Below are 18,054 nucleotides of genomic sequence, written 5' to 3' on the forward strand. Positions count from 1 at the left end.
AATACCATTTCCTTTGCTTAATCCTAATCAATTATACCAAGAAGCTCATTCATATGTCCTGACACTTTCCGAACTTCTTGGTATGATTATTATTAGTAAGCATTTAGAAAGGATAAGGCACTATGCAAATATACGATTATCGTCATGAGCTGATCGAATTACTAGAAAATACCAGCAGTGACCAACAAAGTTTAAGGCAAACACTCCAGAGTTTAAATACCGTGATTAATATCTTAAATCACTATGAAGATACTAAATCATCAACATCATTCCAGAGACCAAAGCAATTCTCCCAATCTGAAAGCAAGGCAACCCGGCCAGCACCACGGATTCGGCAAGCAAGTCATTCTTCCCTTCTTACCGGTCCGGCACACGAGGTAACAACCAGCTCGCTCAAGCGTCCGGTCACTCCTGAACCAGTCACGGTCGAAAAGGTTTCTCAAGAAGAGCGACTAGCAGCGGATGATCTTTACCTTGTTCACCGAAAATTAAGCGGTGCTGAAATCAATCACCATTATTACAGCGAAGCATTGATTCATTCACTTCACTTTCCACTTGAAGACGGTGACATTGTTCAACTTGATCCCCAGCAAACTGTCCGTGGTCTGCCATCAATTCGCCGAGTAACTGCTGACCACTTGGATGGTTATAAACCAGAAAAGATTGAAGTGATTGAATACGCTGAATTAAGCAGCGTTCCTGGTTCAGATGTCTTACAAATCAGCTCTACGCTAAAAGGTAATTCAATCTTGGATGAAAGTTCGGCAAATACGATCGTCATCGACCCATTTAAGTTCCCTGTGCGGAGTCTTAAAGCTGGAATGGTGATTGACTATGCCTATTTTGACCACGGCAACGGTCTTGAGGACGCCAAAAATGGATCAATTCGTTGGATCCACGAAAAGCAGGACTTCGACACAACCAAACAACCTGCAAAGCCAAAGCAAGTTAAGAAGCCCGTCCACCCACGTCACGATTATGAGAAAAAGCTGGATTACGATCTGAAGCAACGAATCGTTCTCCTAATTACTGGCGATCGGGAACGTTCACAAGAATTAAAGGCAGTTGTCGATAAGCACCATGGGATTTATCATGCTCTTGACGCTTCCATGGAAGATAAGGTTTCCAGCAGTAAAATGAAACGGGAAATTCGTGACGCTGACTTCGTTGTAGTCTGCATTGATAAAATTCATCACCGCATTAGTCAGTTAGCAAACCACCATGCCAAGCGTTATGAAAAGCCATTGGCAATCGCTAATACAACAACAAATACCGCTGTTGAGCGAGCAATTGCGCGTGCTTTGAATGGCGACCCTGCCTATGCACAAACAAGCGAAGATATGGCTAATTACCAGGAAAAATAAAAAAATTCTAAAAAGTTGTTGACTTTTATTAAAAACTATTTAGAATAATAAACAACAATTTAATTATTCGATCGCAATGAGAAAGAAGAGTAAATTAGCGATAGCCATTAGCGAGTCTCGTTAGGTGGAAGGAGACAGGTTCAACGTTAATCGAAAATCACTTTCGAGCTTAAGTCTTAATTCATAGTAAGACTTAATGGTAGCACCCATTAACGTGCCAGCGTATCGCCCAGTCCCGGGCCGTACGTGTAAGGTATTATCAGTAATGATGATACGAAGATAGGGTGGTACCACGCTCGAGCGTCCCTTAACCAAAGTAATTTTGGTTAAGGGACTTTTTTGTTGGGATCAAAGCAATTATTTAATGCTTTTTATATCCTAGGAGGGAATTTAACTATGCAGGATTTAACAACAAAAAAGTTAACATTTAAGCAATACTTAGTTGTTGCTTCGTTACTGTTTGGGCTATTCTTTGGTGCCGGGAACTTGATTTTCCCGCTTCACCTTGGCCAGTTAGCTGGTGCGAATTGGGGCCCAGCTGCTCTTGGTTTCTTAGTTACCGGGGTCTTACTCCCGTTACTTTCCGTTCTTGCCATCGCTGTTACTCGTGCTGAAGGAGTTTACGATGTTGGTCGGCCACTTGGTGCAGCATTTGCCCTAGTCTTCATGGTTTTGATTCACGCTACCATCGGTCCTTTATTCGGGACTCCCCGGACAGCAACCGTTTCGTTTACTGTTGGGGTTGCGCCATTCGTTCCAAAAGCTGCTCAAGGCTGGTCACTATTGCTTTTCTCAGCAGTATTCTTTGTCTTAGCATTTGCCTTTTCTTACAAGGAAAACAGCATTCTTTCAAACGTTGGTAAGGTTTTGAATCCTGTCTTCCTGGCACTTTTATTCTTAGTCTTCGTTGTTGCATTTGCTAATCCGTTGGGTAACCCAGCTAGTGCACCAGTAACCAGTGCCTACGTTCACAGTGCTGTTACTAATGGTTTCCTTGAAGGGTACAACACAATGGATGCTCTAGCAGGTCTTGCCTTTGGGGTTACTGTTGTTACCGCAATTAAGGGGATGGGCGTTCGTCGTCCAGGTGCCGTTTCAAAGGTTGTTACAAAGTCTGGTGTTCTCGCAGTTGGTGCCATCGGTTTCATCTACCTTCTCCTAATCGTCCTTGGTGCAATGTCACTTGGTCGCTTTAAGGTTTCACCTGATGGCGGTGTGGCTTTCAACCAATTAGTTAACGCTTATGCAGGTGCATTTGGTCAAGTTGTTTTAGCATTCCTATTAACTGTTACTTGTTTAACTACTGCTGTTGGTTTAGTTGCTGCTTTTGCTCAAGACTTCCACAAGCACTTCCCAAAGGTTAGCTACCATACCTGGTTAGCACTTAGCTGTCTCGCTTCATTCTTAACTGCTAACTTCGGTTTGGACCAAATCATCGCTTGGTCAACACCAATGTTAATGTTCCTTTATCCATTAGCAATGGTCCTAATCGTCCTTTCTGTTGCTTCACCACTTTTCCATCGTGATGGTGTTGTCTACTTCTTCGTTGTCCTCTTAACTGTGGTTCCAGCACTTGGTGATATGGTCGTTGCTTTCCCAGCTGTTGTAAGTCAAAGCTCATTTGGCCTCTGGGTAGCTGGTGTGCGGAAGATGTTGCCACTCGCTTCCATGGGACTCTCGTGGGTAGTTCCAGCCCTTGTTGGTTTAGTTGTTGGTCTCGCATTCCACTTCTTCCGGCACAACCAAGTTAACGTTAAGAAGACTGAGGTTGATTAATCTAGTAATCGTCATTAATTAAAAACTCCAAATCTAAAAAGCTCAGTTCAGGATGTTATCATTCTGGACTGAGTTTTTTACATGGTGAATGTGTTTGTTCTAGGCTACATAGCTAAGAGCTGCTCGCCGTGACCGCAACTTCCGCCTAGCTATCCTGTCCTTGATTGTAACCAATCCTCGTCCGGGATTTTCTAGTGCTCAGTTGCTAGTTCGTCACGGCTCACACTCTATTTGTCATACCTCTCCAGTCCAAACTTTTGGATGGCGTAGATGAGTTTGTTGGCATAGTTAGGATCGGTGGCGTAACCGTTCTTTTGGAGTTCTTGAGCGGCTTTTCGGTAATTGGTATTGGTGCGGACGCCATCGAAACGGTGGTGATTATCCTTAGTTCCATTAACAATAATATTAGTGTGAGCCTTAATTGAATCATCCCAGGTTTGGTAAACGGCAAAATACTGAGGAATGTACCGTTGCTTACCATTAATGTTTTCAATCGTGTACATTCTAACCTTATCTTCGCCCTTGCTTGCCTTCATCCCAAACAAGTTGTTGTACTTATTGCCGAGCCGACTATTCCCCCACTGGGACTCTAATCCGGCTTGAGCAATCGTGATGCTTGCTGGAATTCCATACTTCTTTTGTTCACGCTGGGCTGCGGGTGCAACCTGGGAAACAAATTGCTTGACGGTCATGTTTTGGTCATGAATTTGTCGTGGGTAACCTGATAACGGACTATTTTTAATTGTTAACCCACAAATCGTAAAGACGACAACAAGAAAAACGATTGTAATTGCAGAAATAATTTTGGTTTCTTTTTTCATATATATTCCTCTTTAACTAAAGTATTCGCGCTTATTATAAACAATCATTTATTATAAAGCGAGAGGTCTTAAGACTTCTTTAATAAGTCCTTCTTGACATCATTAAAGTGCTTTGTATCGGTAACCTTCATCTTTGGGAAGCTCTTAATCAGCCGCCGTTGGTTCCAAGAAAGGTGCTGGTTAAACCGTCTTGCATCTTCACTATCAATAATCTCTGCTCGCCAATTAGCCAGCCGCTGCTTTAAGCGATGTTCTTCAGCAGGTTTGGCTTCTTGAATCAGTTGATGCAAGTGTTCAAGCCGTTGATTAATCCGGTTATCCCATTGCTTAGTAGATGTATGAAGCTGGTGGACACTGAACATTGTTAAAACCGTATCAGTGCCCATTACAAGAACGATTATGACAGCCAGCCAACCGTGTGTCCGTGCTTCTTCCCAATTAATTATTCGCTGGATAAACGGTTGAATGAACTTAACTAAGAAAACAACACCGATTCCCCAAAACAGTGATATTTCTGGAGCAACTCGTCCTTGGATGTTTCCTTTCAGTTTAGAATAATCCCAAAGCTTCATATGAAAAGCTTTCTCCAAAAAGAGACTCGCAAAATATTCAAAGATACTAGCAACGATAAAGCCAACAATAAATAAGAGAATCAAATTATTTTTAACGGGTTCCGCTGTAATTAAAATCGTGGTAACAGCAAACCCATAGACTGGACAATATGGGCCGAAAAGGAAGCCACGGTAGGCGTAGTGATGATCCTTAATCGAACAATAGAAGGTTTCCCATAACCAGCCAATTACTGAATAGGTAAAAAATAAGACAATAATTTCTGAAATTGAGTAATGCATAGTCCGGCATCCTCCCTTCATCAATTATTGTCTCATATTTTCTACTTTAAGCTAAGCTTTTCAACATTCAGGATCTTATCAAGCCAGCCTTCATAGAAACTTTGCTCGTGACTAACTAAAATTAAATTTCCCGGGAAATTTTGCAATGCCGTTTTCAACCCTTCCTTGGTTTCATCATCAAGGTGGTTTGTCGGTTCGTCCATTATCAAAAAGTTGGACGGGGTTAACTCTAAAATAGCCAGCTTAACCTTCGTTTGTTCCCCACCGGAAAGTAAGTGTAACGGCTTCATTGTATTTGCCGCATTAATTCCTGCCCGAGCTAGCTTTTGCCGAATTGTTTTCGGTTGCATCGTTGGGAACATATTTTGAATCATCTGTAATGGGGTCAGTGATGGATCGTCCCATTCAAGATCCTGATCAAAGTAGTTAACCTTGGCAGATGGTGAAAAAGTTGCTGTTCCACCAAGTGCAGGTATCTTCTTTAGGATTGACTTAATCAACGTTGATTTCCCAACACCATTAAATCCCGTGAACAGAAGCTTTTCTCCCATCGTCATTGAAAATGTTACGGGCGCTAACAATGGATGACCATACCCAACGGAAAGTTTTTCGACCCGAAGTGCATTGGCGGATCCGGTATTTTCGTACGGAAACTTAAAAGTTGCCTTTAAGTTATCTGCCGGTGGATCAATCCGCTTCATCCGGGCTAACATCTTTTCCCGTGACTTAGCCATTGTTGACTTTGATCCCGCCTTATTTTTTCGAATAAACCGTTCAGCCTTTTCAATAACAACCTGCTGCTTTTCGTATTCCCGTTCCTGGGTTTCTTTCCGCTCTTCCTTTTGGCGCATTGCCTGTTCAAAGCTCCCCCGGTATTTAGTAATTTTCCCGAAAGCAACATCACAGATCGTATTCGTTACCTGTTCCAAAAAGTCGTAATCGTGAGAGATGATCATTGCTGCCCCATCGAAGTCGTTCAAGTAGTCAATCAACCACTCAATGTGGGCCGTATCAAGGTAGTTAGTCGGTTCATCAAGCAGGATTACATCCGGCTTTTCGAGTAACATCTTTGCCAGGATAATTTTGGAACGCTGACCACCACTCATCTCAGAGACAACGTGATCTTTCCCGATTTCGGTTAATCCTAACCCATTCATTACTCGCTCAACTTCGGTCTCAATATCATAGAAATTATGAGCATCCAATTGTTCTTGGAGTCGGCCAGCCTTAGTTAGCAACTCGTCATCCATCTTTTGAGCATATTCTTCGTACAGCTTATTCATCCGGTCATTAATTTCATAAAGATCGGCAAAAGCGGTATGGAGAAACTTAATTAAAGTCATCCCCTTAGGAATATCAACGTACTGGTCCAGGTAACCAATTTTAACGTTCTTAGCCCAAGTTACCGTTCCCGATACCGGGAGAACTTTTCCAATCAAGATCTTAATTAAAGTACTTTTACCAGCACCGTTTTGACCGACAATTCCCATATGCTCATGCTTTTCAAGCTGAAAGCTAGCGTCATTGTAGAGCTGCTTATCCGCATAACTCATTGTCAATCCCTTGACATCTAATACTGCCATGTCTTCTCTCCTCATTTTTCCGTTTAAACTGCTTAATATGGTAACACAAATCAAATTTCTCTCCAAACCGATTATTAAAGGAATCTCATTTTTGCCTTGACATCCAGATCATCCTTCGCTAAACTATAACCAATCTTAAATGAACGGAGAATGTTAAATGATTATGTCTCGCACCAACAAGTTAAATACTTGGCAAAGCCGGTAATTCGGGTTGAGTTCGTCATGGATGCAACCTGAGATGACAGATTGCATCTGTGCCGGCTGAGAAGTGATCATTTATTCAGTCTGCATGGATCCTACATGCAGGCTTTTCTTTTTTCAAAAGCGGAGAGCCCTTTGCATGTGGTTCCCCGTTTTTTCTTTAGGGAAGGAGTTCTATCTTTATGAAAAGAATGTCTGCAGTCATTATCCTGCTGCTTTGCTTTCTCGGTATTGCATTTTTCACCGAAAACGGTGGTGTTGTTAAGCAACGGGTACCAAAAGTCGGGGTATTAACCTTAATGCACCACCCTGCCTTAGATCAAATCTACAAGGGGTACGTCGATGAGCTGGCTAAGGAAGGCTACCACAACGGGAAAAACATTAAAATTGAATATGAGAACGCCAATGGTGACCAGAGTAATCTTAAAACTATGGCCAATACATTGACGAATAACAATCCAACGGTTCTCTTTGGGATTACTACACCCGCTGCTCAAGCACTCGCTAATTCTACTACTAAGACACCAATCATCCTCGGCGGTGTTTCTAATCCTCAGGGGGCTGGCTTAGTGAAAAACAACCAGCATCCTGGTGGCAACATTAGCGGTGTTTCTGATTTGGCACCAATTCATCAGCAGCTAACCTTAATTAAGCAATTTGTTCCTAACCTCAAAACTCTCGGGGTAATTTATACTTCTAATGATAGTTCTGGTGTTACTGGTTACCACCAAATCGCCCGTGAATGTAAGAAGATGAACATCAAGCTTAAGGCTTACTCGATTTCAAACAGTAATGACTTGAACCAGGTTTCTCAACAAATGGTAAGCCAGGTAGATGCGGTAATTGTCCCAACTGATAATACGGTTGCTGGTGCAATGCAGACATTGGTAAAGAATGCGGATGCTGCTAATAAACCCGTCTTCCCTGCTACTGACACCATGGTTAAGCAGGGTGGCGTTGCAACATACAGTGTTAACCAATACAAGCTTGGTGTAATGGGCGCCAAAATGACCGTAAAAGTCCTTAAGGGAGAGAAAGTTGGTAACTTGCCAATTGAATACGTTCGTCGCGGTGAACCAGTCCTTAACCTTAAGCAGGCTCAAAAACTCCACTTACAAATTCCTGCCCAATTCAAACATGAAGCACAAACAAAGGGGGAAGTATACAAATGAATCTAATCGTTTCATCTATCGGTCAAGGATTGCTCTGGGCATTACTCGGGCTTGGCCTCTACCTCACATTTAGGATCCTTGATTTCTGTGATATGACAGTTGAAGGGACCTTCCCTCTTGGCGCCGCTACAGCAGTTACTGCCATTGCAAATGGAATTAACCCGTTTTTCGCAACGTTATTAGCGATCGGTGCCGGGATGATTGCTGGCTTAATTACCGGTCTTCTTTATACTAAGGGAAAGATCCCAAGTCTCTTAGCCGGAATTCTAACCATGACCGCAATTTACTCCGTTGATTTACGAATCATGGGGAAATCTAACATCTCACTATTAGGAAAACCAACACTTTTTAATGGTAACGTTCTTCGTCAGCTTCCCCAATTCTTTGATAGCGTAACAGTCGGCTTAATCGTGATTATCATCGTAACTATTCTGATGATGATCTTTCTCGCAACTGATTATGGTCAAGCATTCATCGCAACCGGGGATAACCCCACAATGGCAAAGTCGTTAGGAATTCATACTGACAAAATGATTAATGTCGGCTTGATGGTTTCCAACGGGATGGTCGCCCTCTGTGGTGCCCTCGTTGCCCAAAGTAATGGTTACGCTGACGTTAATATGGGGATTGGGACCATCGTTATTGCCTTAGCTTCAATTATTATCGGTGAAGTAGCCTTTGGTGACCTTACTCTTAACCAGCGACTCGTTGCGGTGACTCTCGGTTCAATCATTTATCGCTTAATTCTATTAGCCGTATTGCAACTTGGCTTCTCCGCTAACGACCTCAACTTAATTTCTTCAATTGTCCTTGCAATCTGCATGATGCTACCGCAATTGGAAAAGGTTGTTAATTTAAAAAAGCCAATCTTGAAGGGAGTGCAGCCACATGAGTAAGCCCATTTTAGAATTAAAAGACGTCAAGACAGTTGTTAATAAGGGAACTGCAAACGAAACCACGATTCTTAAAGGAATTAATTTAAAAATTAATGAAGGCGACTTTATTACCATCGTCGGAACTAATGGGGCTGGTAAGTCAACCCTCTTCAATGTCATCGGGGGAAATCTTCATGCTGATAGTGGACAAATCCTTCATAACGGCAAGGACATTACCCGCTCAACCGAAGAACAGCGAACCACTTTTCTCGCTCGAGTCTTTCAGGACCCTAAACTTGGAACAGCTCCCCGAATGACCGTTGCCGAAAACATGCTACTTGCTACAAAGCGTGGCGAAAAGCGGCACCTTGTCCTTCGTAAGCTCAAGCAAAACATGGACCGCTTTACTAAGCTCGCCGCTACTATGAATAACGGGCTTGAAAACCGGATGACAACAGCAACTGGTGCGCTTTCTGGTGGTCAACGGCAAGCTCTTAGTTTCTTAATGGCAACCCTTAAACGTCCTGATATTCTCCTACTGGACGAACATACTGCCGCCCTTGATCCGCATACGAGTTTAAACCTCCTCCATACCACTGATGAGCGGATCAATCAGGATCACCTGACAGCTCTGATGATTACTCATCACCTAGAAGATGCCTTAACATACGGTAATCGGTTAATTGTCCTAAAAAATGGCCAAATTAAAGCCGACTTTAAGGGCGAAGCAAAACAACAGCTCACCACTGACAAACTCTACACCTATTTTGAAGATTAACCTTGTAAATATTCCAAAAATGATATATATTAAAAAATGAAATATATCGTTTTTGGAATATTAGAGGTTTAAATCATGAATTATTGGCTTCTTTTTGTTACCTTTATTGCCGTTAATCTAGACTTCTTCTTTATCTTGCTTTGTCTGGTCAATAAATATCCATTGCGAGACGTTATCATCGGTTACATGATTGGGGTCGCTCTCCTAGTTACTTCTAGTTTTGCTGCTGGAAAGGTGCTTGCACTCTTCTTTCCTGAATGGCTCCTTGGCTTCCTTGGGATTTTGCCAATTTACATGGCACTCCACGATAACGATGAAGATCCCAACCAACAATCAGCCACTCGATCACCAATTCTGATCGTTCTCATAACATACCTTGCAGTTTGCTCTGGTTGTAATCTCTCGATCTTCTTACCAATCCTCACGGGAATTTCACTCAATCATTTTGGCTTGGCCTTAAGTTTCATTCTTACCCTCACCATTCTCGTTGTAATTTTGATTAAGGAAATTGGTAAACTATCACCAGTCGCCCGGTTCATGGATAAATATAGCGAACTGCTAATGAAAATTATCTACATTGGAGTCGGAATATATGTTTTCTTCGATAGCGGACTGATCCGTCACTTGGCACAGTGGGGCGGTCTGGTATAATATTCACCAAAAAGCGATGGAGGCCTTCACCTGTGGAACAACCAGATGTTTTAATTAACGAAGCGGCAAAGATTTACAAAGTATTAAGCAATAGCACAAGAATCAAAATTCTCTACTATCTCCGTCATCAAACTGATGAGGTTGATGTAAAAACAATTGTTAATGATCTTGGTCTTGCCCAACCAGTGGTTTCCAAACAACTCGGAATCCTCCGGCGTTACCAACTGGTCTGTTCTCGTCGCTCTGGCACCCGGGTTTTCTACATCCTTGACGATCCCCACATTATGGAATTAACGGATGACATGATTGCTCACGTTAAACACGAAATCAAAGGCGAACCCCACCCGAAGAATTTGTATTAGAGAGAGTGCGAACCGCGACGGACTAGCTTCCTTGCATTACAATATCAATATCCTTTAAGATAATAAGAGGCTAAGAGTATTCTTGGTCTCTTTAATAATTTAAACAATTTTTAACGGGAGGATTATTTGTGAATAACCTATTTGAGCGTACTTCGATCAAAAAGGCCTATTTTACTCTTGCACTACCGGTAGTGTTAAGTATGGCTGTAACGCTTATTTATAATCTGGTTGATACTTTCTTTGTTTCTAAGACTGGTAACCCTGACCTAGTTGCTGGAGTATCTCAGGGAGCGCCAATTTTTACCTTGATGATTGCGATTGGTGATATTTTCGGTCTTGGTGGCAGTTCATTAATTTCACGGCTTTTCGGTGAGCGTAAGGATCAACTTGCAAGAAACGTTTCCGGCTACGCTTTCTATTACTCAATAGCCTGTGGAATTGTTGTTACAATCATTCTATTAGTCTTTCAAAATCCAATCCTTCACCTACTCGGGGCCTCACCTAGTACCTGGAAGTACGCCCGTGAATATTACCTGGTAATTGCTTGGGGAGCGGCATTTATCATCTTTGGTTTATCGCCAACCAATATTCTTCGAACGGAAGGCCTAGCGATTCAGTCAATGATTGCCTCAATGGCTGGAACAATCATTAACATCTTCTTAAACCCGATCTTTATTTTCACCTGTGGATTAGGAGCTGCCGGCTCTGCCCTGGCAACGGTCACTTCAAGCGTAATTGCAGATATTATCATGATCTATTACCTCAGAACGAAGAGCAAGAAACTGACGACCTCAATTCATGAAACGAAAATTAGCCGGCATTACCAACTTCAGATCTACGCCATCGGGATTCCCGCATCAATTACCAACATCATGGTCTCCTTTGCCACTGCAATGACTAACCGCTACTTAATTTCATATGGAGCCAATAGTGTTGCTGCAATGGGGATTGCGATGAAAGCTAATTCAATCATTATTATGATCATGGTCGGTTTTGCCTTTGGTGCCCAACCATTAATTGGTTATGCCTACGGTGCCCGAAACGAAAAACGCTTTTACGAAATTATCCATTTTGATTTATTTGTTATTTCTTCAATTAACATTGTCTTAACAATCCTTCTTCTTATTTTTGCTCCTGAAGTAATTCGTATCTTTATGAACGATCCGGTAATCGTTAAAGAAGGAGCCTTGATGCTTCGCTGGTTATCTATAACAACTACTTTAGCTGGGATAATCCTGGTATTTACCACCGCTTTCCAGTCAATGGGAAAGGCTGTCCCGGCTTTTTGGTTATCATTCAGTCGTCAAGGGTTAATCTTTGGCCTAGCTATCGTTATTTTGGCTCATTTCTTTGGTTATACGGGAATCTTAGCTGCTCAAGCATGTTCAGACGTGCTAACTTTGATTTTGGGACTAATCTTCTACAAAGTCTATGAACCACACTTTGATAGAAAGGAAAGCTGAATAATAAAGCTTTTTAAGTTTCCGATTGGTTCTCCATAAAAAGAAGACTAAAAAACTTGGGGACGGAAAAAATTTTCCGTTCCCAAGTTTTTTAGATTTTTCTTGAAAAGTAATGATCCAACTTTGCTTCAGGGTAGAAGCCCGTTACCTTTTCTTTAGCAACGCCATCGCGAAAAAGGATCAGGGTTGGGATGCTCATTACTTTGTATTTAGCAGCCATTTCTTTATTATCATCAACATTCAACTTCAAAAACTTAATTTTACCGGCATACTTTTTTTCGAGGTTTTCCAATGCCGGAGCCATCATCTTGCAGGGGCCACACCAGGGAGCCCAGAAGTCAACCACCACCACTGGAGCAGAGCTAGTCAACTCAGCAAAAGTCTGGTCAGTCACAACTGTTGCCATTGCTATTCTTCCTTTCGTTTTGGTTGACGAAGATAGTGAATGATCATCGTAACGACAAAGACAATGAGGACAAATGCCCCAAAGTAACCGGATGGTATTTCAATGTCAATTGCCGGAATAGTTAAGAAGAGCTTAATTGCAATAATGAAAATTAAGACATACGCCATTGGTTCCAGTTCTGGAATCTTCCGCATTAACTTCATAATAATTTCAGCGACACCACGCATACATGCAATCCCAATAATCCCCCCGATTAAGACGATTACTGGATTATTTGAAATTGCCAAAGATGCCAATACGGAGTCAATTGAGAAGATAATGTCCATCATTTCAATCTGGGCAACTACCGACCAAAATAGCTTTCTTCCCGTTAAGTTTCCGCCTAAACGATGAATTAACGGTTTTTTCTCTTTCTTTTGCTTATGAGAAAACTTGGCACTGAAGAATCGGTACACTAAGTACATCAGGTAAACAGAACCAAGAACCTTAATTTCCCAAAAGTGGATCAAGTAGGTTCCTAACCCAATAACCAGGAACCGGAAAATATACGAACCCCAAATCCCGTAGAAAAGTGATTCTTCCTGTTCCTTTAGCGTTGGCAAGACTCGTGTTTGGGCAGCCAACACAATCGCATTATCGACCGAAAGCAAACACTCAATTAATACTAAGGAAAGGATAATCAACCAATCCTGTCCTGAAGTAATTACCATTGCCCAATTATGACCATCAAAGAATGGACCATAAAGCTTTTCTAAAAGTGACAATCAATGTCCTCCTTTAATTTCTCTATTCTAAATGGTATTTTACCAGATCTTGACTAAAATAGTCAGGAAGCGGCGCGGTAATTGTAATTTTCTGATTACTAAACGGCACCACTAACCGTTGCTTGTACCCGTGTAAGTACATTTTAGCTGACGAAGAAGGATTATAAATCGGATCTCCCACAATCGGATGACCGCTATATTCAAGATGAACTCTTAATTGGTGAGTTCTTCCCGTTCCTAACTTCAAATCAACCAGCGAATACTCCGAATTACTCTTAACCGTTTGATAAAAGGTTTGTGCCCGTTGTGAATGCTCACCATTAACCTTCCTTTTTCGAATATCACTTGGATCATTTCCAATTGGCCAGTCCCACTCACCGCTACCTTTGATTTGACCTTCAACTAGTGCTAGGTACTCCCGATGAATTTTTCCCAGACTAATTAGTCGGTCTAAGATTGGCACAACAACCGGATTCTTCGCCACAATTACCACCCCGCTAGTTTGCAGATCGATTCGGTGAACCATATATGCTTGATGGTGTAAATAGCCGGCAACATCGTTCATTAGCGTTCCGGTTTCTCCCGTCTCATTAGGGTGACTCTTTTGGCCTCGTGGTTTGTTAACAACCAGTAAATCACGATTTTTATACAGCACATCCAGCTTAGGATTGTTTGTTGGGATGTACTGATTATTACCTGGGTGGCGGAATTCATCCCCTCTAAATTGCAGCACCACCTGATCCCCAGGGTGAATTGCCGTGTTCATTGAATGGTACTTGCCATTTACCAACACTTGACGACGACTACGGAGATAGTGAACAAACCGTTTTGGAAGAAGCCATTGTTGCTGTAATAGCTCACGAATGGAGAGCACTGGCTGATTAGCGGCTAACTGTTCCTGAATCTGCCATTGATAGTTAACCATTACTTAACCTCCCGAACAGTTAATTGGTCAGGGACATGATAAACTTTTGGCTTGTCCCAGCTAAGCATTTCCGGTGTTAATTGCAATTTTGTAATATCACCGCGGTGGTACGGTTGAAAGTAATAACTGCGACTCTCAGCCACCGTCACTGCGCGGTATACGGAATAGGTGCTCTGGTGACGAGTATTTTGCGGAACCGTGACGCTATCTAAGAGGTGCCACTCACTGATCACCCCATGCTTTTCATCCTGTGGGACATCTGATCGTTCCTTTAAATAAGCAGCCCGAACAAATCTGGCACTTGGCGAATAATAACCTGGCGGATTGGTTTTCCCTGAAAGACGGCCAGTCGTTACCCGCGGTGTGTTGAGTGGGACACGATGTTTGTTAAAAGCTGGTGTAAATTCAACGTATTTTTCCATTTGCTGAAGCTGCTTTTCAAAATTAGGACTGTTAGTCACTACGCCTAAGGGATTCTCAATTACTCGTAATGGGTTTTGGGTTGGTTCAATCACAACAATTCTTCCCGTCCGGTCAGCAACCGCAAAGTGAAGTTCAGGATTACCATACTTGGTATCGCTATTCTTTTCACTCATTAATTCAACTTCACCGAGGTGCTCTTCAATTTCAGCGACAGTTCGAAAGTTACCGAGAAGCCAAAAGATAAATTCATACGCTGCAAGCTGAACTTTTCCCTGATTACGCTCATCTACATAGTGTGCTCCGTTAGCAAATGTCAGTTTCTGCGCCATTAGACCATGCTCATTAACCCCATCTGATACATCAATCCGAGTTGCAGAAAGGCTTCCCCCGCCAACCATTGCATATTTGTTTGTATAAATTCGGTGATCAAATGCAGTGGCCCACTTGAATTGTCGAGGAACAAATAACGGTGAGACTGCCAAGGCCGGCCAATCCATTGTTCGCGCCAATAAGTGAGTATGATCAAATGTTACCTGATAAATACTGGTACACATGATGGTTTACCTCCCTTTTTTTATCTTAAGTTTATCTGATTTCCCGGGAAATAGTTATCATTTTGTCTTCAGACTGCTTTACTTTTCTCTGCTAAAATAGTTGAATAGGATTATAAGCGATTTACGCAAGGGGGATGAACGGCAATGTTAAGTACGGAGAGAATCAACGCTCATAGCTGGTGGATCAGTGTGTTTGAACCACTCCCCCACGAGCGGCAGGATCTTATCCAAAAGTATGAGGTTACTAAGGAGCTGCTTGACTATGCCATTGACCCCTATGAAAAAGCTCGGGTTGAAGTTGATCCAGATGCTGGAGTTACTTTGCTGATCTTCGATGTCTATGTTCCAACTCACGAGGTAACTGCTCCACAGACCGCACCAATCGGTATTATGCTAACAAATAACAACCTGATCACATTCACAAATGCTAAGACTAACTTTGTTAACGGAACTATCGCTAACCAACTCAAACGTTTACAGAATCGCGATACCGTTGTTGAAAAATTAAATCTGGTTCTCGCTGTCCTGTACCGCTTGTCAACTGATTACTTTGGACCTTTACGCCGGGTTGACCAAAAGCGGCAACAAATCCAGCGCTCACTTCAAGGGCGTACCGGTCGAAAAGCCATTACTGAATTTATGGAAATTGAAACTGGTTTGGTCTACATGCTTACTTCACTAAAAGGGAACGTTTCGTTACTGGAAGAATTCGAGCGACGAATGAATCCGATCATGTCGACCCGTCAGAGGAATGACCTTGATGATGTTATTGTCGAAGCCCAGCAAGGACTGGAAATGGCACAAATGACTTCTGATGTCTCTGCCCGGGTTTCAAATGCATACAGCAAGGTCCTGGATAGTGACCTAAACCAAACAATGAAGTTTTTGACAATTTATTCAATTCTTCTTTCCATCCCCACCATCGTTGCCGGATTTTATGGTGAAAACGTCGCACTACCGCTGGCTAACAAGAGTTATTCCTGGATCATTACCATCGTAATTGCAATTCTCTTAATGATCCTCTGCGCTGTCTTCCTAATTAGGAAGGATTGGTGGAAATAAGGAAGTGCAGACGAAGCACGTTATCACTATGGTTGTTGTCTATAGGGGCTTCTCTGTGAACGCGTTTTGGCTCAGCTGAAGTAGAAAAGCCTAAGTACAAGACTATGTACTTAGGCTTTTTTGTGTGGTTAGAGATAGCGTTCTAGGCAGCTGAGTCGAGATCTGCTCGCCGTGACCGCAATCTCCATCTAACTATCCCGTCCTTGATTGTAAAAACAATCATCGTCCGGGATTCCTTAGTACTCGATTGCTAGTCCGTCACGGCTCACACTCTACTTTAAACGTGCTTTGCCCGAGTTTCCTAGAGCTAGCGACCTCCTTCCTAGGCGCAAGTCGCCTTCGTCAGGAGAAATCGCTAGCTTTCCGGAAACTCTTTGGGGCAAAGGCACTCTTTTAATAATTATCCCCTCTCTCAAACTGGAACTTGGAGTTTAAGAGGGATTGGTGGATAAGACTGTTGAGAAGGTCCTTGGTAGCGTCCATGGCGTGGGTTGCGGTCTTGTCGTTTCGCTTGGTAAGGAAGTCGGTAACGGCATCTCCTTGCTTGGTTTTTGCAATGGCGGTAATCATGTCGACCCGCTTAACGGCATAGCTTTGTGAAGCATCACGGAAAGCATTTACCTCGTTAATAAATTCATGGTAACGAGGTTCAACGATTACTTCCAATTGTTTTTGTAGCCAGTATGCACTGTCATCAACCTTGTTGCCAGCGTGATCGTATGATGCCGGCGTTGCATTAATGTTCGTAAAGAATGGAACGTATGGGCTGTACGCAAAGAAGCCAAAGTTAATCCATTGAATTGCGGCACATTCTGCCGGAACGTTATTCCGAATTTGCAAAATGCATGAGCTTTGGTTCCGGTCTAAGGCAATTGAACGGAACTTCTTTTGATCCTTTTCGTCACCAGAAGCATACGAACCGGTTGGATCATATGGTGTGCCATTGTAGTGTGATGACAGGAAGTATTCAATATCTTCAACAGCCAGCTTCTTTTCTGCCCGTTGGATGAACGGAATGTCCAAGCTGGTTGGTTCTTGTTCAACAGATGGTGTAAACAGCTTTTGACCATACCATGAACGTGGGGTGTTGTAATATTGGTCAGCTTCGTCATTAGTTCCGAAAATCTTCCGGAAGTTGAAACTACCTGGGTATGGATTTAAATTATTGTCTTGAACAAATTGTTGGATTGTTGAGGCAAACATAAAGTTGTCTGGATCTTCAAAGTTAACCTCTTCAATGCACATGATATTAGGACAAATTGCATAGGCATCATCCGGAATCCGTTGAGCAACCCACTGGTGACCGCCAGCAGTTTCAAAGTACCAGACTTCATTGTTATCACTAAATGCAATCCCGTTACTTTCACCAGTCCCGTAAGTTTCAATTAAGTGACCAAGTCGTTGGACACCTTCACGAGCACTCTTGATGAATGGCAGAACAAGGTAAACCATTGAGTCTTCGTCAACACCCTTTTCAACAAGCGGGTCGTGGCCAAGTACTCGAGGGTTAGTCATTTCGGTTTCGGATGCACTCATCGCAACGTTATACTCGTTGATCCCTTGTTCATCCCACCGACCGTTATTAATGTCACCGTTTGTCGTGGCGGTAAAACGACAGCCTTGACCATCCAAGTCAACTTCCAAGCCATTATAAGTTGACTTAAAGTGTTCACCAGTATAGTCCTTAGCAGGATATACCTGGAAAGTCTTTGGGTTAACACCATCGTAATAATCTTCATTCCGTGCAATCATGGTTGAACCATCAATTGACGCGTTTTTACCAACTAACATTGCAGTACAACTGCTCATTTTCTTGACGCTCATTTTGTCCCGTCCTTTCGGTTGCATTTACTAATATAATAACACTTTTAGCCTAATCGACTTGCTTGCTTTTTCAAGTCGTGGTAGGATAACAACACTATATGCCTATATAATACCGTAATATGGTCGGTGAGTCTCTACCCAAAGCCTTAAACTTTGGACTATAAGCAATAATACTAGTTTATGTTTGGGGACTGCGACA

The 18,054-nt window shown here is 42.4% G+C and carries 17 protein-coding genes, 1 riboswitch and 1 other annotated feature; of the genes, 9 read left to right on the forward strand and 8 right to left on the reverse strand.

Annotated elements, in window-relative coordinates; all coding sequences use genetic code 11:
* Positions 1–122 precede the first annotated feature (122 nt).
* On the forward strand, positions 123–1,364 hold the full coding sequence (locus tag N4627_RS08265; protein WP_260964677.1) for a DUF2325 domain-containing protein: 1,242 nt from the start codon (positions 123–125) through the stop codon (positions 1,362–1,364).
* 67 nt (positions 1,365–1,431) lie between these two features.
* Positions 1,432–1,675, forward strand: a binding site (T-box leader).
* A gap of 85 nt (positions 1,676–1,760) precedes the next feature.
* Positions 1,761–3,140 (forward strand): branched-chain amino acid transport system II carrier protein, encoded by a 1,380-nt coding sequence (gene brnQ, locus N4627_RS08270; RefSeq protein WP_260964679.1) that lies wholly within the window; start codon positions 1,761–1,763, stop codon positions 3,138–3,140.
* Between the two features lie 227 nt (positions 3,141–3,367).
* Here the strand turns inward: brnQ and N4627_RS08275 are convergent, their stop codons facing one another.
* The 3 genes from N4627_RS08275 to N4627_RS08285 form a co-directional block, all read right to left on the reverse strand.
* Complete coding sequence (locus N4627_RS08275) at positions 3,368–3,961, reverse strand: glycoside hydrolase family 73 protein (protein ID WP_003716521.1); 594 nt, start codon at positions 3,959–3,961, stop codon at positions 3,368–3,370.
* Between the two features lie 68 nt (positions 3,962–4,029).
* Positions 4,030–4,812: a putative ABC transporter permease gene (locus tag N4627_RS08280; RefSeq protein WP_124031607.1), complete on the reverse strand. Its 783-nt coding sequence runs from the start codon at positions 4,810–4,812 to the stop codon at positions 4,030–4,032.
* A gap of 41 nt (positions 4,813–4,853) precedes the next feature.
* Positions 4,854–6,395: an ABC-F family ATP-binding cassette domain-containing protein gene (locus N4627_RS08285; protein WP_040530702.1), complete on the reverse strand. Its 1,542-nt coding sequence runs from the start codon at positions 6,393–6,395 to the stop codon at positions 4,854–4,856.
* A 383-nt stretch (positions 6,396–6,778) separates the two neighbouring features.
* Here N4627_RS08285 and trpX point away from each other — a divergent pair, with 383 nt between their 5' ends.
* The 6 genes from trpX (at position 6,779) to N4627_RS08315 (ending at position 11,897) form a co-directional block, all read left to right on the forward strand.
* Positions 6,779–7,768, forward strand: a complete 990-nt coding sequence (gene trpX / locus N4627_RS08290; RefSeq protein ID WP_260964682.1) for a tryptophan ABC transporter substrate-binding protein — start codon at positions 6,779–6,781, stop codon at positions 7,766–7,768.
* Positions 7,765–8,664, forward strand: coding sequence for an ABC transporter permease (locus N4627_RS08295; protein ID WP_124031610.1), 900 nt, complete (start codon positions 7,765–7,767; stop codon positions 8,662–8,664). Before trpX ends, N4627_RS08295 begins: the two co-directional genes overlap by 4 nt.
* Positions 8,657–9,421: an ABC transporter ATP-binding protein gene (locus N4627_RS08300; protein ID WP_260964685.1), complete on the forward strand. Its 765-nt coding sequence runs from the start codon at positions 8,657–8,659 to the stop codon at positions 9,419–9,421. Before N4627_RS08295 ends, N4627_RS08300 begins: the two co-directional genes overlap by 8 nt.
* A 75-nt stretch (positions 9,422–9,496) precedes the next feature.
* Positions 9,497–10,072, forward strand: coding sequence for a cadmium resistance transporter (locus tag N4627_RS08305; protein ID WP_003716515.1), 576 nt, complete (start codon positions 9,497–9,499; stop codon positions 10,070–10,072).
* Between the two features lie 32 nt (positions 10,073–10,104).
* Entirely contained in the window at positions 10,105–10,434 is a 330-nt protein-coding gene (locus N4627_RS08310) for an ArsR/SmtB family transcription factor (RefSeq protein ID WP_003716514.1), read from the forward strand.
* A gap of 128 nt (positions 10,435–10,562) precedes the next feature.
* Positions 10,563–11,897, forward strand: coding sequence for an MATE family efflux transporter (locus N4627_RS08315; RefSeq protein WP_098044524.1), 1,335 nt, complete (start codon positions 10,563–10,565; stop codon positions 11,895–11,897).
* A 91-nt stretch (positions 11,898–11,988) separates the two neighbouring features.
* Here the strand turns inward: N4627_RS08315 and trxA are convergent, their stop codons facing one another.
* From trxA to N4627_RS08335, 4 genes are read right to left on the reverse strand one after another with little or no spacing between them, the layout of a single operon-like run.
* Complete coding sequence (gene trxA, locus N4627_RS08320; protein WP_098044523.1) at positions 11,989–12,303, reverse strand: thioredoxin; 315 nt, start codon at positions 12,301–12,303, stop codon at positions 11,989–11,991.
* A gap of 2 nt (positions 12,304–12,305) precedes the next feature.
* Positions 12,306–13,067 (reverse strand): DUF475 domain-containing protein, encoded by a 762-nt coding sequence (locus tag N4627_RS08325; protein WP_098044522.1) that lies wholly within the window; start codon positions 13,065–13,067, stop codon positions 12,306–12,308.
* 22 nt (positions 13,068–13,089) lie between these two features.
* Positions 13,090–13,992, reverse strand: coding sequence for an RluA family pseudouridine synthase (locus tag N4627_RS08330; protein ID WP_260964691.1), 903 nt, complete (start codon positions 13,990–13,992; stop codon positions 13,090–13,092).
* Positions 13,992–14,969: a choloylglycine hydrolase family protein gene (locus N4627_RS08335; protein WP_040530699.1), complete on the reverse strand. Its 978-nt coding sequence runs from the start codon at positions 14,967–14,969 to the stop codon at positions 13,992–13,994. The genes N4627_RS08330 and N4627_RS08335 overlap by 1 nt, the downstream gene beginning before the upstream one ends.
* A gap of 144 nt (positions 14,970–15,113) precedes the next feature.
* On the opposite strand from N4627_RS08335, the gene N4627_RS08340 reads away from it, so the two are divergent.
* Positions 15,114–16,031 carry a magnesium transporter CorA family protein gene (locus tag N4627_RS08340; protein ID WP_003716508.1) on the forward strand — a complete coding sequence of 306 codons (918 nt, stop codon included), beginning with the start codon at positions 15,114–15,116 and terminating at the stop codon, positions 16,029–16,031.
* Positions 16,032–16,424: 393 nt separating this feature from the next.
* Here the strand turns inward: N4627_RS08340 and N4627_RS08345 are convergent, their stop codons facing one another.
* Entirely contained in the window at positions 16,425–17,855 is a 1,431-nt protein-coding gene (locus N4627_RS08345; RefSeq protein ID WP_003716507.1) for a C69 family dipeptidase, read from the reverse strand.
* 82 nt (positions 17,856–17,937) lie between these two features.
* A riboswitch (purine riboswitch) is annotated at positions 17,938–18,036 on the forward strand.
* Positions 18,037–18,054 lie beyond the last annotated feature (18 nt).

Origin of the sequence: Limosilactobacillus vaginalis (genome assembly GCF_025311515.1) — a bacterium.
Classification (GTDB): domain Bacteria; phylum Bacillota; class Bacilli; order Lactobacillales; family Lactobacillaceae; genus Limosilactobacillus; species Limosilactobacillus vaginalis.

Bases quoted from the DNA above. Each gene is read 5' to 3' on its own strand.
- N4627_RS08265 (WP_260964677.1), top strand. From the start codon at position 123: ATGCAAATATACGATTATCGTCATGAGCTGATCGAATTACTAGAAAAT.
- brnQ (WP_260964679.1), top strand. From the start codon at position 1,761: ATGCAGGATTTAACAACAAAAAAGTTAACATTTAAGCAATACTTAGTT.
- N4627_RS08275 (WP_003716521.1), bottom strand. From the start codon at position 3,961: ATGAAAAAAGAAACCAAAATTATTTCTGCAATTACAATCGTTTTTCTT.
- N4627_RS08280 (WP_124031607.1), bottom strand. From the start codon at position 4,812: ATGCATTACTCAATTTCAGAAATTATTGTCTTATTTTTTACCTATTCA.
- N4627_RS08285 (WP_040530702.1), bottom strand. From the start codon at position 6,395: ATGGCAGTATTAGATGTCAAGGGATTGACAATGAGTTATGCGGATAAG.
- trpX (WP_260964682.1), top strand. From the start codon at position 6,779: ATGAAAAGAATGTCTGCAGTCATTATCCTGCTGCTTTGCTTTCTCGGT.
- N4627_RS08295 (WP_124031610.1), top strand. From the start codon at position 7,765: ATGAATCTAATCGTTTCATCTATCGGTCAAGGATTGCTCTGGGCATTA.
- N4627_RS08300 (WP_260964685.1), top strand. From the start codon at position 8,657: ATGAGTAAGCCCATTTTAGAATTAAAAGACGTCAAGACAGTTGTTAAT.
- N4627_RS08305 (WP_003716515.1), top strand. From the start codon at position 9,497: ATGAATTATTGGCTTCTTTTTGTTACCTTTATTGCCGTTAATCTAGAC.
- trxA (WP_098044523.1), bottom strand. From the start codon at position 12,303: ATGGCAACAGTTGTGACTGACCAGACTTTTGCTGAGTTGACTAGCTCT.
- N4627_RS08330 (WP_260964691.1), bottom strand. From the start codon at position 13,992: ATGGTTAACTATCAATGGCAGATTCAGGAACAGTTAGCCGCTAATCAG.
- N4627_RS08335 (WP_040530699.1), bottom strand. From the start codon at position 14,969: ATGTGTACCAGTATTTATCAGGTAACATTTGATCATACTCACTTATTG.
- N4627_RS08340 (WP_003716508.1), top strand. From the start codon at position 15,114: ATGTTAAGTACGGAGAGAATCAACGCTCATAGCTGGTGGATCAGTGTG.
- N4627_RS08345 (WP_003716507.1), bottom strand. From the start codon at position 17,855: ATGAGCGTCAAGAAAATGAGCAGTTGTACTGCAATGTTAGTTGGTAAA.